The sequence below is a fragment of the Micromonospora sp. WMMD735 genome (assembly GCF_049178995.1).
Classification (GTDB): domain Bacteria; phylum Actinomycetota; class Actinomycetes; order Mycobacteriales; family Micromonosporaceae; genus Micromonospora; species Micromonospora wenchangensis.
In genome coordinates this window covers 4,706,151-4,720,414 of sequence record NZ_JBMHMJ010000002.1, presented here as the reverse complement: position 1 = coordinate 4,720,414, position 14,264 = coordinate 4,706,151, and the positions used below count along the sequence as shown (strand labels likewise).

The 14,264-nt window shown below is 72.8% G+C and carries 14 protein-coding genes and 1 tRNA gene; 6 read left to right on the top strand and 9 right to left on the bottom strand.

The window, feature by feature from the left end; all coding sequences use genetic code 11:
• Nucleotides 1–122: 122 nt before the first annotated feature.
• The 3 genes from ACN268_RS20385 to ACN268_RS20375 all read right to left on the bottom strand — a co-directional run bounded on the left by ACN268_RS20385 (nucleotide 123) and on the right by ACN268_RS20375 (nucleotide 5,151).
• Complete coding sequence (locus ACN268_RS20385; RefSeq protein WP_421484563.1) at nucleotides 123–1,199, bottom strand: PHP domain-containing protein; 1,077 nt, start codon at nucleotides 1,197–1,199, stop codon at nucleotides 123–125.
• Between the two features lie 75 nt (nucleotides 1,200–1,274).
• Nucleotides 1,275–4,220, bottom strand: a complete 2,946-nt coding sequence (locus ACN268_RS20380) for a glycosyl hydrolase (RefSeq protein WP_421484562.1) — start codon at nucleotides 4,218–4,220, stop codon at nucleotides 1,275–1,277.
• Nucleotides 4,221–4,380: 160 nt separating this feature from the next.
• Nucleotides 4,381–5,151, bottom strand: coding sequence for a M23 family metallopeptidase (locus ACN268_RS20375; RefSeq protein WP_421484561.1), 771 nt, complete (start codon nucleotides 5,149–5,151; stop codon nucleotides 4,381–4,383).
• A gap of 143 nt (nucleotides 5,152–5,294) precedes the next feature.
• Here ACN268_RS20375 and ACN268_RS20370 point away from each other — a divergent pair, with 143 nt between their 5' ends.
• The 4 genes from ACN268_RS20370 (at nucleotide 5,295) to ACN268_RS20355 (ending at nucleotide 7,250) form a co-directional block, all read left to right on the top strand.
• The gene (locus ACN268_RS20370) at nucleotides 5,295–5,657 is read left to right on the top strand and encodes a hypothetical protein (protein WP_421484560.1); all 363 of its coding nucleotides are present in this window, start codon (nucleotides 5,295–5,297) and stop codon (nucleotides 5,655–5,657) included.
• 73 nt (nucleotides 5,658–5,730) lie between these two features.
• Nucleotides 5,731–5,898: a hypothetical protein gene (locus ACN268_RS20365; RefSeq protein ID WP_204926980.1), complete on the top strand. Its 168-nt coding sequence runs from the start codon at nucleotides 5,731–5,733 to the stop codon at nucleotides 5,896–5,898.
• Nucleotides 5,899–6,013: 115 nt separating this feature from the next.
• Complete coding sequence (locus ACN268_RS20360) at nucleotides 6,014–6,547, top strand: tRNA adenosine deaminase-associated protein (protein ID WP_421484559.1); 534 nt, start codon at nucleotides 6,014–6,016, stop codon at nucleotides 6,545–6,547.
• A 247-nt stretch (nucleotides 6,548–6,794) separates the two neighbouring features.
• The gene (locus ACN268_RS20355; RefSeq protein ID WP_421486946.1) at nucleotides 6,795–7,250 is read left to right on the top strand and encodes a nucleoside deaminase; all 456 of its coding nucleotides are present in this window, start codon (nucleotides 6,795–6,797) and stop codon (nucleotides 7,248–7,250) included.
• A gap of 145 nt (nucleotides 7,251–7,395) precedes the next feature.
• Here the strand turns inward: ACN268_RS20355 and deoD are convergent, their stop codons facing one another.
• Entirely contained in the window at nucleotides 7,396–8,106 is a 711-nt protein-coding gene (gene deoD, locus ACN268_RS20350; RefSeq protein WP_421484558.1) for a purine-nucleoside phosphorylase, read from the bottom strand.
• A gap of 75 nt (nucleotides 8,107–8,181) precedes the next feature.
• Here deoD and ACN268_RS20345 point away from each other — a divergent pair.
• Nucleotides 8,182–8,268: transfer RNA gene (locus ACN268_RS20345), tRNA-Ser, on the top strand.
• A 164-nt stretch (nucleotides 8,269–8,432) separates the two neighbouring features.
• Here ACN268_RS20345 and ACN268_RS20340 read toward each other — a convergent pair.
• From ACN268_RS20340 to ACN268_RS20325, 4 genes are all read right to left on the bottom strand, one after another.
• Nucleotides 8,433–11,063 (bottom strand): hypothetical protein, encoded by a 2,631-nt coding sequence (locus ACN268_RS20340; protein WP_421484557.1) that lies wholly within the window; start codon nucleotides 11,061–11,063, stop codon nucleotides 8,433–8,435.
• A 102-nt stretch (nucleotides 11,064–11,165) separates the two neighbouring features.
• Nucleotides 11,166–11,660, bottom strand: coding sequence for a hypothetical protein (locus ACN268_RS20335; RefSeq protein WP_421486945.1), 495 nt, complete (start codon nucleotides 11,658–11,660; stop codon nucleotides 11,166–11,168).
• Between the two features lie 32 nt (nucleotides 11,661–11,692).
• Nucleotides 11,693–12,307: a hypothetical protein gene (locus ACN268_RS20330; protein WP_421484556.1), complete on the bottom strand. Its 615-nt coding sequence runs from the start codon at nucleotides 12,305–12,307 to the stop codon at nucleotides 11,693–11,695.
• Nucleotides 12,308–12,449: 142 nt separating this feature from the next.
• Complete coding sequence (locus ACN268_RS20325) at nucleotides 12,450–12,656, bottom strand: helix-turn-helix transcriptional regulator (protein ID WP_088646531.1); 207 nt, start codon at nucleotides 12,654–12,656, stop codon at nucleotides 12,450–12,452.
• 156 nt (nucleotides 12,657–12,812) lie between these two features.
• Here ACN268_RS20325 and ACN268_RS20320 point away from each other — a divergent pair, with 156 nt between their 5' ends.
• Nucleotides 12,813–13,061 carry a flavin reductase gene (locus ACN268_RS20320; protein WP_357767541.1) on the top strand — a complete coding sequence of 83 codons (249 nt, stop codon included), beginning with the start codon at nucleotides 12,813–12,815 and terminating at the stop codon, nucleotides 13,059–13,061.
• A gap of 133 nt (nucleotides 13,062–13,194) precedes the next feature.
• On the opposite strand, the gene ACN268_RS20315 is transcribed toward ACN268_RS20320, so the two are convergent.
• Nucleotides 13,195–13,890, bottom strand: coding sequence for an alpha/beta hydrolase (locus ACN268_RS20315; protein WP_421484555.1), 696 nt, complete (start codon nucleotides 13,888–13,890; stop codon nucleotides 13,195–13,197).
• Nucleotides 13,891–14,264 lie beyond the last annotated feature (374 nt).

Genomic DNA, 14,264 nt, shown 5'->3' with positions numbered 1-14,264 from the left:
TACGTGACCGTCGGGGCCGGTTGTCGAGTGTGTTTGCCGAGCCCGGGGTGATCGGCACGCTGGAGCCGTCGTTGCGGTATCCGTGCCCCGGGGATACCGCAACATCGCCCCAGAAAAGTGGATCATCCCGAGGCGCGGGCGCGGGTCCAGTCGAGCAGGCGGTCCGCCGGCCAGGTGTTGACCACCCGGTCGGCGGGGACACCGCACAACGCGGCCCGCACGCAGCCGAACCGCTGCCAGTCGAGCTGCCCGGGGGCGTGCGCGTCGGTGTCGATGGCGAACCGGCAGCCGGCCTCCAGGGCCCGGCGGATCAGCCGCTTCGGCGGGTCCTGCCGCTCCGGCCGGGAGTTGATCTCCACGGCCACGTCGTGTTCGGCGCAGGCGGCGAAGACCGCGTCCGCGTCGAAGTCGCTCTCGGCGCGCGTCCGCGCCCGGTGCCCCTTGTCACCCGGGCCGGTCACCCCGGCGGGTCGGGACGACACCATCCGCCCGGTGCAGTGGCCGAGGATGTCCAGGTGCGGGTTGGCGATCGCGGTGAGCATCCGGCGGGTCATCCGGGCCCGCTCGTCGCGCAGCCCGCTGTGCACCGAACCGACCACCACGTCGAGCCGGGCCAGCAGCTCCTCGTCCTGGTCGAGGGTGCCGTCGGCGAGGATGTCCACCTCGATCCCGGTGAGGATGCGGAACCCCTCGGGCAGCGCCGCGTTCACCGCCGCCACGTGGTCGAGCTGCCGGCGCAGCCGGTCGGCGGTGAGGCCCCGGGCCACGGTCAGCCGGGGCGAGTGGTCGGTCAGCACCACGTACTCGTGGCCGAGTTCGACCGCCGCGAGCGCCATCTCCTCGATCGGTGACCCGCCGTCGGACCAGTCCGAGTGGGTGTGGCAGTCGCCGCGCAGCGCGGCCCGCAGCGCGGCGGCCGCCTCGTCGAGGTCGACGCCCTCGGTGGCGACCAGCCGGCGCAGGTAGACCGGTTCCTCGCCGGCCAGCGACTCGGTGACGCAGCGGGCGGTCACGTCGCCGAACCCGGGCAGGTCGGTGAGGGTGCCGGCCCGGGTCCGCTCGGCCAGCTCCGCCGCCGGCAGCGCGGCCAGGGCGGTCGCCGCCGAGCGGAACGCGCGTACCCGGTAGGTGGCCTCGTTGGCCCGCTCCAGCAGGAAAGCGATCCGGCGCAGGTCGGCGACGGGGTCTCTGGCGCTCATGGATGGCAACCTACGCGCCCGCGCCGCCGGTCGGGGGACGACCGGCGGCGCGGAGGTGTACGCGGGGGAGGCGGATCAGGAGTACGGCAGCTTCACCACCGACTGGTTGCCGGTGCCGAGAGTGGACGGGTTGACGCCGATCGCCGACCAGACCTCCACCCTGACCGTGCCGCCGGAGAGGTTGCCCAGCGTGCCGGTGGCCGAGTGCAGGCCGGCGTTCTGCGTGTAGTGCTCGTAGCCGGGCACCGGGTCGGTGGCGAAGTACCGGTAGGTCTCCACCCGGTCGAAGGTGCCGTCCCCGGTCAGGTCGTAGGAGACCCGGGCCTGCACCCCGTTGCCGACCGACTGGCCGGCGTCGAGGAACAGGTCGAACCCGGTCTGTCCCCCGGTGTAGGCGAGGTTGAGCCGGGTCGCGGTGAACACCACCGGGTTGCTGGGGGTGCCGTCGTGGTTCGCGCCCCCGGAGCCGGGGACGGTGGTCGTCGCCGCGCTGCCGGCGGAACCGAGCCCGCCACCGGGCAGCAGGAACCGGGTCGGCGAACCGGCCGGCGGGGTGGTCGGCGGCGGGGTCGGGCTGGTCGGGGTCGGCGACGGCCCGGTCGGCGTCGGGGTGGGGGTGGGCGACGTCGTCGGGGAGGTGGTCGGCGTCGGGCTCGGGTTGGTGCCGCCGGCCGCGTTGCCGCCGCTCCAGGTGTACGCCCCGGTCGTGGCGGTCTTCCCGGCGGCCACGGTGAGACTGGTCCCGTCGGAGAACCGTACGGTCAGCGGCGCGGCGGTGATGTTGCTGGCCACGTAGGTGCGCGCGCCGTTGCGGCTGAACACGGCGGCCAGCGGGTGGCTGGCGGTGACCGTGGTGTCGACCTGGCCGAGCGCGGCGAGGTTGCGGACCCAGTGGAAGGTGTGCGCCCGGCTCTCGCCCTCCTCCGGGGTGTATCCGGGGTTGGCGCGCAGCTTGGCCAGCGCCGCCTCCGGGTCACCGAGGGCGAGGAACTGCCAGTGGATGTCCTGCCACACGGTGGGTTCGCCGCCGTTGTTGCGGACGAGTTCGGCGTAGTTGGCCCGGTTGTAGGCCGGCCGGTAGCCGAGGTAGAGGTGGCCGCCGGTGACGGGGAGCATGTTGATGCCCTGGATCATCTCCGGCTCGGCGCTGAACCAGGTCGCGTACGCCCCGCCGTCGCCCCAGACCATGCCGACGGTGGAGTGCCCGAACGCCTGCGGGTAGTTCTCGTCGTCGACGTCGAACCAGTACTCACCGATGGCGGCGGCCTGGGTGGTGTAGATGAACACGCCCGCGTCCCGGACGGCGGTGTTGCCGGTGGCCTGACCCCACTGGATCAGGGCGTTGGCGAAGTTCATCCCCTCCGACGAGGACTCCTGGTTGTTGCCGGCGTTGAACGAGCCGTGCCCGGAGGCCCAGTCGTGCCCGGCGTAGATGTCGAAGTCCCGCAGGTAGGGGAAGCGGGTGTCGGAGCGCTGGTAGTTGTTGGCGTCCCGGATGAGCAGGTCGACCATGCCGCCGTACTGGCCCTGCGCGGCCCACGCCGGGTCGAACTTGGCGAGCGTCGCCGCCGCCGCGATGAAGTACCCGTAGTGGAAGTGGTGGTCGTTGAGTTCCTGGTCGGAGCCGTACGACGCCGGGTAGCCGATCAGGGTGCCCCAGTTGCGGTCGTAGTAGAAGACCTTCGCGGCCTTGCCGGGGGTGGCGGTGAACCAGTCGGTCAGGGTGCCGCGGATGGCGGCCAGCGCCGCGTTGCGGGTCTCGGTGTCACCGACCTGGTCGGCGATCTCGGCGATCCGGGCGGCCCGGCCGAGGCCCTTGCCGGTCCAGTAGGTGTCCCCGCCGCGCTGGTCCATCGGGTTGCCCCGGACGGCGGCGAGCTGCTCCTTGAGCTGGGCCAGGTCGGTGCCGGGGCCGGTGGCCACGGCGGGGACCTCGGGCAGCACCCCGTGGAACTTCATCGCGGTGCGGAAGGAGGCCACCCCGGTCAGCACCTTCATCCGGCCGCGCGCCGACGGGTAGGTCTGGGTGAGCGGGGTGCTGCCGGCGAGCGACTTCCACTGGTGCGGGTAGAGGCTCACCACGGTCTGCGTGGCGGTGCCCTCCCGGGCGGTGGTGGTGAACGAGTACGTGGTGGTCACCGTGCTGGTCGCCGGGTCGTAGGTGTAGCCGACCCGGGTGCCGGTGACGTGTGCGTGGGCGTACCGGCCGTAGCTCGTGGCGAGCGAGGCGCGGGCGGTGGCGTCGGTGGTGGGCGGCAGCAGGGCGATCGAGAAGTAGCCCTTGCCGGCCAGGCCGGAGGTGATCCGTCCGTTGGCGACGGTCCAGGTCGCGCCGGTCGGGGCGTACCCGACGTAGTCGTGGCCCCGGACGGTGAAGCCGATGGTGCCGCCGCTGTTGGACCAGACGGTGGCCGCGCCGCCGGTCGGGTTGATCTGGGCGTCGCCGCCGCTGGCCTGGAAGTAGGCGAACGGCAGCCCGTGGCCGATGGTGGCGCGCAGGGTCCGCGCCCCGTCACTCCAGTACGGGCTGACCGTCCAGTCCGTCCAGTCGTCGACCTTCACCACCGGTGCGCCGAGCGCGGCCACGCCGACCCGGATGTCCTCGGTGTAGGTGTACTTGAACTCGCCCACCCCGGTCGCGGTGCCGCTGACGGTGGCGGTCGACGGTGCCGAGAAGCCGAGCCCGTCGCCGAACGGCTGGTAGGACAGCGGGTGGGCGTGCAGCGGCTCGCTGTAGGAGCAGTTCGTCTTCTTCCACAGCAGCGACGACCACCAGTCGTTGGTGGGCACCGGCCCGGCGGGGGCGTTCGCGGTGGCGTACTGGCGGGGGTTGGTGGACAGCGCGCCGCAGCCGGCGGGCAGCGGGCCGACCGGGTCGGTGGTGTAGCTGCCGGCGCCGACGGTGGCCGCCTCGGCGGGGGCGTCGGCGGTGGTGAGGGTGAGGCCGCCGACGAGGACGGTCAGGGCGGTGGTGGCGGCGAGCACCCAGGGGGCGCGGCGGCGGGGGACGGGAGGTGTCATCGTGCCTCCTCCGCGCGGGGCGGGTGGGCCAACTGCGCGCGGTTCGTCGGAATTCGAGGGTTTGATGGTATGAGAGAGCGCTCTCTCTGCACCGGACGTTAACCGACGAGTAATACCTACGTCAATGCGTACGGCCGCTGACGACGCCGCCGACCCCCGGTCAGCCTGCGCCGGAGGAGCCGCGCGGCGCGCGCGGGCAGCCGTGCTCCCGCTCCCAGGCGGTCACCGCCGCCACCGGCGACCGGTTGCCCTTCTTGCGCCACGAGTCCAGGTACTTCGCCGGCCACACCACGCCCCGCCGGATCCACCAGTCGTCGTGCCCGGTGCACTTCGGCGACAACCCGAAGTGCAGGTGACAGACGTTGTTCGCGTTCCCCGTGCGGCCCACCTCACCGAGCCGCTGCCCGGAGCGCACCCGGACCCCGGCCTCGATCCCCGGGGCGACCACGCTCAGGTGCGAGCCGTAGTACCGCACCCCGTCGTCGCCCAGCAACGACACCGACAGGCCGCCGTTGTACGGCCCCAACGGCCCCTTCTTGTCGAACCGGTCCACCCGGCTCACCTCCAGGACCGTCCCGTCGGTGACCGCCACCACCGGCTCACCACAATCGGCGAAGATGTCGGTGCCCGGGTACCCCGAGTGCGTCGGGTGGTAGTCGACGTTGTCCGCCCGTACCGGGAAGACCCGGCGCAGGGCCGCCGCGTCCGGCGTGGCCGACGGCGTCACGGTCGGAGCCGGACTGCCCGACGGGCTGCCGGCCGGGGCCGTCGGGGTCGCCGGCTGGTCGCCCGTCGCCACCGTCGACGGGCCGTCCCAGACCGGGCCCGCGACCGGCTCGTCCGTGCCGCACCCCGCCAGCACCGCCGCCACGAGCAGCAGCACGGGGTACGCCGCACGGGTGCGCCGTGGGTCGGGACGCAGCAGGGACATTCGGACATCCTGACAGACCGCTACCGTGGAGGTCGCACCGCCAGCGGCATCCGGCCGACGACGGCCCCCGGAACGGCCCGCCGACCGGTCCCGGCCGACGACGGTGCGACGGGTTCCGGCCGGCCGGAGGGGGAGCAGTGACCATGACCGACCACCAGCCCGGACGCGTCCCGTACGCCGCCTCGGGGCTCTTCCCCGCCGGTCCGCCCCGCCGGCCGACGTGGCGGGAACCACACCCCGTCACCGGCGCGGCGGTGGCCGCAGGCGGTGCCCTCGCCGCCGCCTGGCTGGTGCTCTTCGGGTTGCTCGGTCACGACGTCGGCAGCTACGCCTGGTGGACGGTGATCGCCGGCGCGCTCGCCTGGCTCGTCGCGTTCGCCCTGGTTCGCTACGGCGACCGGGGGGCCGGCACGGGTGTGGCCATCGTCACCGCCGGTGGCTGGAGCATCGCGTTCGCGGTGGTCGTGGTGCGGTGGGCGGTCAGCGCGGACTGGCCGATGTGGTGACGCTGCGTCGTCGCGCGGCTTCGTTTGCCGCACCATCTTGACGTACCCGCTGTGACTGAGGACGCTCTTCGGTATGGCCTGGAACACCCCGCGGCTCGACTCCGAGCGGAGCCGTCGCCGCCTCCAGATTCTCGCCGAGTTGGCGGGCGCCCGCTCGGTACGCCAGCGGGAACGGCCGCAGCGGGAACGCACCGAGCGGCTGCGTCAGCTCATCGCGACCCGTCGCCGCGTCGCCGGCTGACGAACTTTCCCCGGATTGCCGGCCCTTCGGGGCGTTGAGCGGTCGGCTGCCGACCCGACCGGTTAACGTGCACGCGTAACGAGTCGGCTGTGCCGAGGTCTTTTTTGGGGGAACCATGTCGTACTTCGCTGCGGCCGTGGTGCGCGACGAGGGCGGCTGGAACGCCGCCGAGGTGAACCTACGCGGGGCCACCGACATCGACGAGGTCGCCGACCGGCTGCGTGACGTCGAACCCGATGCCGACGTGTCGCTGCTCTTCGTCGAGGCCGACGACGCGTACCTGGTGGTGCTGCGCCTCGACGAGGGGGAGGACCTGCGGGTCTTCGGCTCCGACTCGGCGTACGCCGAGGAGTCCCGGCTGGGCGCGCTGCTCGTCGGCGACCTCAAGACGTCGGTCACCGGCCTCGACGACGTCGACGAGCCGCCGTCGGCCACCACCGGTGGGGGCGACGAGGACAGCGAGCAGCCGGCCGTCGACCCGGAGGCCGACCCGGTCGGCGACGCCGACCTCCTCGCCGACCTGGGCATCTCGGCCCAGCGCCTGCTCAAGCTCTGCGCCCACGAGGGCATGCTCCCCGCCGACGTGACCGCCGAGGTGTGCCAGGTGCTCGGCTGCGCCGACGAGGTCGAAGAGCTGCGTGAGGTCTGACCCTCCGCACGTCGGCGACGCCACGGCGGGGTCGCCCGGTGCTGGCGGTGGCCCGGCGTTGCCTGGTGCTGGCGGTGGCCCGGCGTTGCCTGGTGCCGCCGGGCCGGTCGACGCCACCGATCCCGCCCTGGGCACCGTACGGCCGGGGCAGCCGACGCCCGGCGCGGCCGGCCGGGCCGGTCCGGGGGCGACCGAGGGACTGGCCGCGCCGGATCCCGCCGGTCGCCGGCAGCGGCACGAACGGTGGATGCGCCGCGCCCTGGAGATCGCCGTGACCGGCCCGGACCTGCCCGCCGGTCGCGACGATGCCGGGGCGACGGTCGACGACGTGCCGGTGGGGGCGGTGGTCTACGGCCCGGACGGCACCGAACTGGCCGTCGGCCGCAACGAACGGGAACTGACCGGGGACCCGACCGCCCACGCCGAGGTGCTGGCGTTACGCCGGGCCGCCGCACGGTCGGGCCGGTGGCGGCTGGACGACTGCACCCTGGTGGTCACCCTGGAGCCGTGCACGATGTGCGCGGGCGCGCTGGTGCTGGCCCGGATCTCGACTGTCGTCTTCGGCGCGTGGGAGCCCAAGACCGGTGCCGCCGGCTCGCTCTGGGACGTCCTGCGCGACCGCCGGCTCAACCACCGCCCCGAGGTGTACGCCGGGGTCCTGGAGACGGAGAACGCCGCCGTCCTGCGCGCCTTCTTCCGCTGACCCCGGGCCGGGCCGACGGGGCCGGCGGGTCGGGTTGGGGTTGGGGCGACGGAGCCGATGTTGCGGTATCGCCGGGGCGGGACACCGCAACATCGGCCCCGTCGAGCCGTCGAGCCGTCGAGCCGTCGGGGCGGCGGGGCGGCGGTCAGGAGGCGGCGACGGTGTCCAGGGCGATCTCGACCATCTGGCCGAAGGTCTGCTCACGCTCCTGCGCGGTGGTCTTCGCGCCGGTCTTGATGTGGTCGCTGACCGTCAGCAGGGTCAGGGCGCGGGCCTTGAACCGGGCGGCGATCGTGTAGAGCGCGGCCGACTCCATCTCCACCGCCAGCACCCCGTAGTCGGCGAGGGTGTCGTACAGGTCGGGCCGGTCGGTGTAGAAGGCGTCGGCGGCGAGGATCGGGCCGACGTGCATGGTGATGCCCCGCCGCTCGGCCACCTCGACCGAGGTACGCAGCAACCCGAAGTCGGCCACCGGGGCGTAGTCGATCAGCCCGTCGAAGCGCATCCGGTTCATGTTCGAGTCGGTCGACGACCCGATCGCCGCGATCACGTCCCGCAGTTGCAGGTCCTCGGTGAGCGCGCCGCAGGAGCCGACCCGGACCAGCGTCTTCACGCCGTACTCGTTGATCAGCTCGTGCGCGTAGATGGACGCGGACGGCATGCCCATGCCGGAGCCCTGGACGGAGACGTCCACGCCGTTCCACCGCCCGGTGAAGCCCAGCATGCCCCGCACCGTCGAGTAGCAGGTGGCGTCCTCGAGGTAGGTCTCCGCGATCCACTTGGCCCGCAGCGGGTCGCCCGGCATCAGGACCCGCTCGGCGATCTCGCCCGGCTTCGCGCCGATGTGCGTACTCATGGCAAAGATCCTGCCAGGCCGGCCCGGGGGATACCGGTGCGGCATCCGAACCGGTGTTCCTGTACCCTCGTCGGCGGTGGCGTGTCCGAGTGGCCTAAGGAGCACGCCTCGAAAGCGTGTGAGGGTTTACGCCCTCCGCGGGTTCAAATCCCGCCGCCACCGCTCGTGAACAGCGAGAACGCCCGGTCGATCCGTGAGGATCGACCGGGCGTTCCGCTTGTGGTCCCAGTTCCGGTCTCGGTTGCCGAGGGCTCCCCGGCCGATGCCTGGGACCGGTGCGCCGGGCGGTGGTGGGCCGGCCGGAGCACGCCGGCCCACCAGGCACGTCATCCCGCAGGGGTGTGGCTGACCCGGTAGGTGGCGGTGAGGGCGTCCGACTCCAGCAGCACGGTGACCGGGCCGTCCGGCAGCGCGCAGGTGATCGTCCGCCCCACCGAGTAGCCGCTCGGGCCGCAGTACCGGATGCCCCGGCTGTCGAAGACCGACAGGCGTGCGTCACCGGCACCGGCGGTCCGGGTCCAGGTGAAACTCTCCCGGGCGGTGTGCCGGCCGGCCGGCACCGAGAGGCAGACCGCGAACCGGTCCGCACCGGTGGTCACCGTGGACCCCGCCGCGTCGTCGGCCAGCACCGGGCAGGCCGGCGGGCCGTCCACCCGGGCGATCCCGAGGGTGTACGAGGTGGTCGGGTAGCCGTCGTCGGCGTTCAGCAGCACCGAGTGCGGTCCCGGACCGGTCAGTTCGCAGGCGTACTGGCGCAGTGAGTAGGAGTCGCACACCTCGTCGCCGGCCGCGTCGACCACCGTCATCTCCGGCGTGGTCGCCTCCGTCGCGTCCCCCGGCAGCAGCCCGACGACCCGGGCCCCGGCGGGGCTGGGCAGACGCAGGCAGTGGTACTCCGCGGGGGCCCGGAAGGTGCCCCGGTGCGGCGCGTCCCGCCAACCCGTGTCGGAAGCGGTCGGGCAGCCGGTGACCTGCCAGGGCAGCAGCGCGAAGGCGTGCTCGACGTCGTTGTCGAGCACCGTGCGGGTCATGCTGCCGTCCAGGACCAGGGTGTACCTCCCCGCCGCCGGCACCTCGCAGGAGATGCCGGTGCAGAGCTTGTGCCCGGTGCTGTCGTAGACGTTGCCGTACCGCCGGTAGTTGTCGGAGGTCATCGCCTTGACCCGGTAGGTGCCGGCGGCGGGCAGGTCGAGGATGCGGCAGCGGATGCCGCCCAGCGCCCCGGCGGGCGCGGCCTGGTAGCTGCCGGGCGTGATCGTCGGGCAGCCGGCCGGATCGGAGAGCCGGCGCACCTGCAACCGGTACGTCAGGTCGGTGCTGTCGGCCTCCCACCAGGTCAGATGCGTGATCACCCGGTACGTGCCGGTGGCCGGCAGCACGCAGCCGTCCTCGTCGGACGGCTCCGTGCAGATCGCCGTGCCGGTGGCGTCGACGAGCCAGGAGCGGGCGTCGTTGTACCGGTCCGGCGCGACGTAGGTGACCACGCGTTGGCCGGCCGTACCGGTGAACGGCTGGCAGTTGGTCTGCACCTGCGAGGTCTGGTGCAGCCGGAGGGCGGACTGGTCCCAGGAGGTGCCGGTGACCGGGTCACAGCCGTCGGTGCTGTCGAGGCGGGTCACCGCCACCTGATAGGTGATCTCGGTGCCGAAGTCGTTCCGGTTGAGCATCAGCAGCGTGTACGACCCGGCGGCCGGGACCACGCAGCCCCGGCCGGGGTCGTACTCGGAGCAGACCTGGTCGCCGGCCGCGTCGTACAACGTCCAGGAGAGGTACTGGTCGTGGTACTGGTTGAGCCGGACCAGCAGCCGGCCGGCGGCAGGGGCGGTCACCGCGTGGCAGGCCACCTCCTCCTGCTCGTTCACCGTTCCGCTGCCCACGGCCGTACCGGGATCACCGAACGGGGCCAGCGGCACGGCCGGGCAGCCGACCGGGTGCGACAGCCGGGGCATCCGCAGGGTGTACGCGCTCGCGGTCCCGTACTGCTCCCGCAGGAAGATCCGGTAGGGGCCGGGCCGGTCCAGGCTGCACCGGTCGACGTACCGCACCTCGCACAACGGCTGGTAGTCGGCGTCGAGGACCTGTCCCAGCACGTCGGCCGCCCCGGCCGGGTCGTACGTGCGCAGCACCGAGTGCACCGGCTGGTCGAAGCGGAAGCAGTGGGCCGCCGTGCCGGCGGCCAGCGTGCCGGTGATCCCGGGGGAGGTGAAGGAGAAGAACGACTCGGGCAGTTCCCGGCAGGTCGACGGCGTCCGGGTGGACTCGACGGCGAGGGTGTAGTTGCCGCTGCCAGTAGGGTGCGGCAGCTTCACGGTGATCGTGTAGGTGCCGGCCGGGCCGAGCTGGCACCTGTCCGAGTCGATGCCGAACCAGCACACGTGCGCGCCGCCGGCATCGGTGACCCAGCCCTGGGTGTGGTCGCCGCTGCCCCGGGTGAGCTGGGTGACCAGGATGTCCTGGTCGGCGGAGGCGGTGACCGTCCAGCGGTGCTGCTGTGCGTCGACGATCGACGCGCACGTCACGACCGTGCCCAGCGGCAGGACCCCGCCGCAGGTACCACGCCCGGGGCGGGGCACCCTCGGTGGCGCGGTGCGGGAGTAGGTGCGTACCGGCGGCTCGGTCGCCTTCGTCGCCAGCTTTCCGGCCGCTGCCGGGGTCCCCACCGTCGGCGCGGTCGGTGCCGCCCCGGGCCGCTGCGGTGCCGCCTGCGGTCCGGACGACGCGGCCTGCGGCGCGACCCGGACCGACGCGGCGGGCCCGGATGCCGACGCGGCGGGCGCGGGGGCCGGCGTCGGTGCCGCCGACCGTGAACCGGTCGCGACGTCGCCGCCCGCCGGGCCGGCCGCCAGGGACGCCGCCGGTCCGATCAGGACGGTCGCGGCGATGGTGGCGGTGATCGCCACCCACCGCGCGCGGGTGCCCCGTCGGCGGTACGGGCGTGTGGACAGGAACGTTCTCACCATGACTCCCCCGTGAGTGGCCCGCCGCTGCGCGGGCGAGCCGATGATTCCACGGTGGTCGATCATGGGCCATCGGATGGTCGGTTGGTCCGCCACGCCGGCTCAGCAGGGGCCGTGCCCCTCCTCGAACAGGCGGCGGGCCCAGTCGGCGTACCCGGCGATGATCTGGCGGACGGCGGTGCCGTCGTGCAGGAAGAGGTAACCCCGGTCGCCGTCGCGGGTGAGCAGCCCGTCGAACCGGTACGTCCGCTGTGGAGCGTGCAGCCGGACCGCCGACGGGTAGCGGGTCAGCACCTCCCGGACGGGGGTGCCGACGGTGATCCCCTCCGGGGTGCTCATCGGGTCGTCGAGCCAGAGCAGCACCAGCCGGCCGTCGACGAAGATCGGGCTGGCCGTGCCGTGCCCGACCAGCGTCGTACCGCAGGTGTCGGCGTCGGTGTGCAGCACCCCGCGCCGGGTCAGCTCGGCCTCGGTGTCGCCGAACGCGGCCCCGGCCACGCCGTGCAACCCGACCACCTGGCTGACCCCGATCGGTCGTGCCGGAACCCCTGGCCCGGACGGATGGCTGCCGCTGCCCGCAGCCGTGGCAGCCAGGATCAACGCCGCAAGAACGGCAAATTGTCGTAATTTCATGGAATCCCCCAGTCCCCAACGGGACCGGGGCGCGCAGGTTGCTGGTCGGCCGCGAATTCCTGCTCTTCCCACTCCTCGGCCAGCTCGTCCCAGTAATCGGCGGTCAGGCCGCGCCGGCCGTGGGTCAGCCAGCCGTCCGTGTTCCGTTCCAGGTGCAGGCCCAGCTCGGCGAACGGGTCCAGCCACCGGCCGGGCTCCACGCCGAGCCGGGCCAGCGCCGCGTTGATCGGCCACTCCCCACGCGGCAGCGTGAAGGCCGAGTCGAAGCGGGGGCCCCAGCTCAACCGGCCGCCGAGCCAGACCGCCGACGCCTGGTGGCCGATCCCGCCGGCGAACTCCGCCTCCAGGTACGCCACCGGACCCCGCCGCGACCAGCGGTCCAGCAACCCGCCCAGGGCCGGTGAGAAGACCAGCTCGAACGGCTGCTCGGCGGTCGGCTCCTCGGGATGGTAGTCAGGCAGTGCGCCGGTCAGCTCCTCGACCAGTTGCGGGGTCACCGGCAGCAGCGCGAAATCCTGCCGCAGCGCGGCCAGCACCGCGTGATCAAGGTCGGCGGTCTGCTCACGGAGCAGCTCGACATCCGCGACCACCGCGCTGAGCTGGTAACTCATCCGATCCCCCCGGCCGTCCACACCCTGTGGATAGCACATGTGTACGACGGGCTCGGGGCCGCCGCGAGTGCCCGCACCGTACCGGGGTTCGCGGTGGGAGGCATGCCGGTGTTGGTGCTGCCCTGCCCGACGGGCCGGGCGGCTACTCGTCGTCTTCCGCAGGTGGCCGGGGCGGGCGGTGGTGGCGTGCCCACTCGTCCACCTCGTCCGCGTCCCAGACCGTGGTGCCGATCAGGCGGGCGAGTGGTTCGGGGAAGCCGGGCCGGCGGGTGATCTGTAGGACCCGTTGCCGCGACACGTTGAACAGGGCGGCCAGTTCGCCCGGTCCGTACAAGCGCGGTCGCTTCACCGTTCGACCGTAAGCACGGCATTGGCTTGACTATCGCTCCTTGCTGATTGACAAGTGCATGTCAGGTGCGGTGAGGTAGAGATGGCCTCCGGCCCGGTGGAGGAGCTTCCCGGCGGGTCGGGGTGCCGTGAAGTTCGGAACCACCTCGGAGGTGACATGCAGAGACACGCGCCGCTCAGACCTCTCTGGATCTGCACCGCCGATGCGCTGCCCTGGCCCTGCGGGAGGGCTCGGCTCGACCTGGTCGCCGAGTACGCGGGGGAGCGGGTCAACCTCGCGGTCGACCTTGCCGAGTTGTTCCGCGAGGCAATGGCCGACCTCACCCGGATCTGCCCCGAGCCGCCCGACCCGATCGGCACGTACCAGCGTTTCCTGGGCTGGGTGAAGACGACCCCCAGGGCCTGACCCCTCCTGGCCGCCCTGTCCTGGCACAGCTTCGGGAGGCGACGAAAGGTCGGCTCGGGATCAGGGCCGGCCCTCGCGTTGGTGCTGCTCAGACGAGCGGAGGATGAACGGTATGCGTCCCGCGCATACGTAGTCAGTCGTGTTCGGCGGCGATCTCTTGCAGCAGCCCGGCGAGCAGCTCCGGATGGGAGAGCATCGGATGGTGCCCGGTCGGCATCTCTACCGTCCGCCCCGCCCTGGCCGCCTGGGCGCGCTGCACCTCCGGCGGGGTGGCCCGGTCCCCGGTGCAGACCACCGCCGTCGACGGGGTCGACCGCCAGCCCGCGTACCGGGCAGGGGTGGTGAGCACGGCGGCGTCCTGCCGGACCAGCCGGGTCATGGCGCCCTCAACCGCCGCCGGGTCACAGTCGTGCAGGAACAGCGACGGGACCAGTTCGGGCCGGGCCGCGAACGTGCCGTCGGGAAAGAACTCCAGGTGGGGCGCGGGTCCGGCGGGCCCGAGATCGGCCAGCGATTCACCCACGTCGGGCAGGAACGAGCTGACGTAGACGAGGTGCCGGACGTCCCCGGCGTCTGCCGCCGCAGTGGCTACCATCCCGCCGTAGGAATGGGCGACGAGGATCGTCGGCCCGCCGTCGCGCAGGACCCGACGGGTCTCCTCGACGTCGTCGTCCACCCCCGCCGGCCGGCGCGCGTCCGGCAGTTCGCCGCAGCTCGGTAGCCGTACCGCGACGCTCGCCGTTCCGCCGGCCGCGAGCAGCGCGTCGACCCGGGACCACCACCACGCCCCGTCGCGTACGCACGCCCCGTGCACGAAGACGATCCGCATCGCTGCCTCCCCACCCGACGGCACCCCACCACCCCACCTGCGCCGACCCTGGAGACCGGGGCGGGGTGCGGTACGCCCCTTCTGCCACGGGCATAGCGCAGCGGGACCGGGCGCTACCGGCGGACGCGGACGCTCGGCCGTGCATCGCAGGAAACGACGAAGGGTCGGCTCCCGATCGGGGCCGACCCTCGCGTTGGTACTGCTCAGGCGAGCGGAGGATACGAGATTCGAACTCGTGAGGGTTTTATCCCAACACGCTTTCCAAGTCTGTCGTTTCGCGTCCGTTCAAGGTCTTTGTGGTCTGTAGCCAGGGCGGTCAGTATCGGACGACCGCTCCGGACCTGCGCCGAACTCATGCGAACGAGACGGGAACT

Bases quoted from the DNA above. Each gene is read 5' to 3' on its own strand.
- ACN268_RS20385 (WP_421484563.1), bottom strand. From the start codon at position 1,199: ATGAGCGCCAGAGACCCCGTCGCCGACCTGCGCCGGATCGCTTTCCTG.
- ACN268_RS20380 (WP_421484562.1), bottom strand. From the start codon at position 4,220: ATGACACCTCCCGTCCCCCGCCGCCGCGCCCCCTGGGTGCTCGCCGCC.
- ACN268_RS20375 (WP_421484561.1), bottom strand. From the start codon at position 5,151: ATGTCCCTGCTGCGTCCCGACCCACGGCGCACCCGTGCGGCGTACCCC.
- ACN268_RS20370 (WP_421484560.1), top strand. From the start codon at position 5,295: ATGACCGACCACCAGCCCGGACGCGTCCCGTACGCCGCCTCGGGGCTC.
- ACN268_RS20365 (WP_204926980.1), top strand. From the start codon at position 5,731: ATGGCCTGGAACACCCCGCGGCTCGACTCCGAGCGGAGCCGTCGCCGC.
- ACN268_RS20360 (WP_421484559.1), top strand. From the start codon at position 6,014: ATGTCGTACTTCGCTGCGGCCGTGGTGCGCGACGAGGGCGGCTGGAAC.
- ACN268_RS20355 (WP_421486946.1), top strand. From the start codon at position 6,795: ATGCGCCGCGCCCTGGAGATCGCCGTGACCGGCCCGGACCTGCCCGCC.
- deoD (WP_421484558.1), bottom strand. From the start codon at position 8,106: ATGAGTACGCACATCGGCGCGAAGCCGGGCGAGATCGCCGAGCGGGTC.
- ACN268_RS20330 (WP_421484556.1), bottom strand. From the start codon at position 12,307: ATGAGTTACCAGCTCAGCGCGGTGGTCGCGGATGTCGAGCTGCTCCGT.
- ACN268_RS20320 (WP_357767541.1), top strand. From the start codon at position 12,813: ATGCAGAGACACGCGCCGCTCAGACCTCTCTGGATCTGCACCGCCGAT.
- ACN268_RS20315 (WP_421484555.1), bottom strand. From the start codon at position 13,890: ATGCGGATCGTCTTCGTGCACGGGGCGTGCGTACGCGACGGGGCGTGG.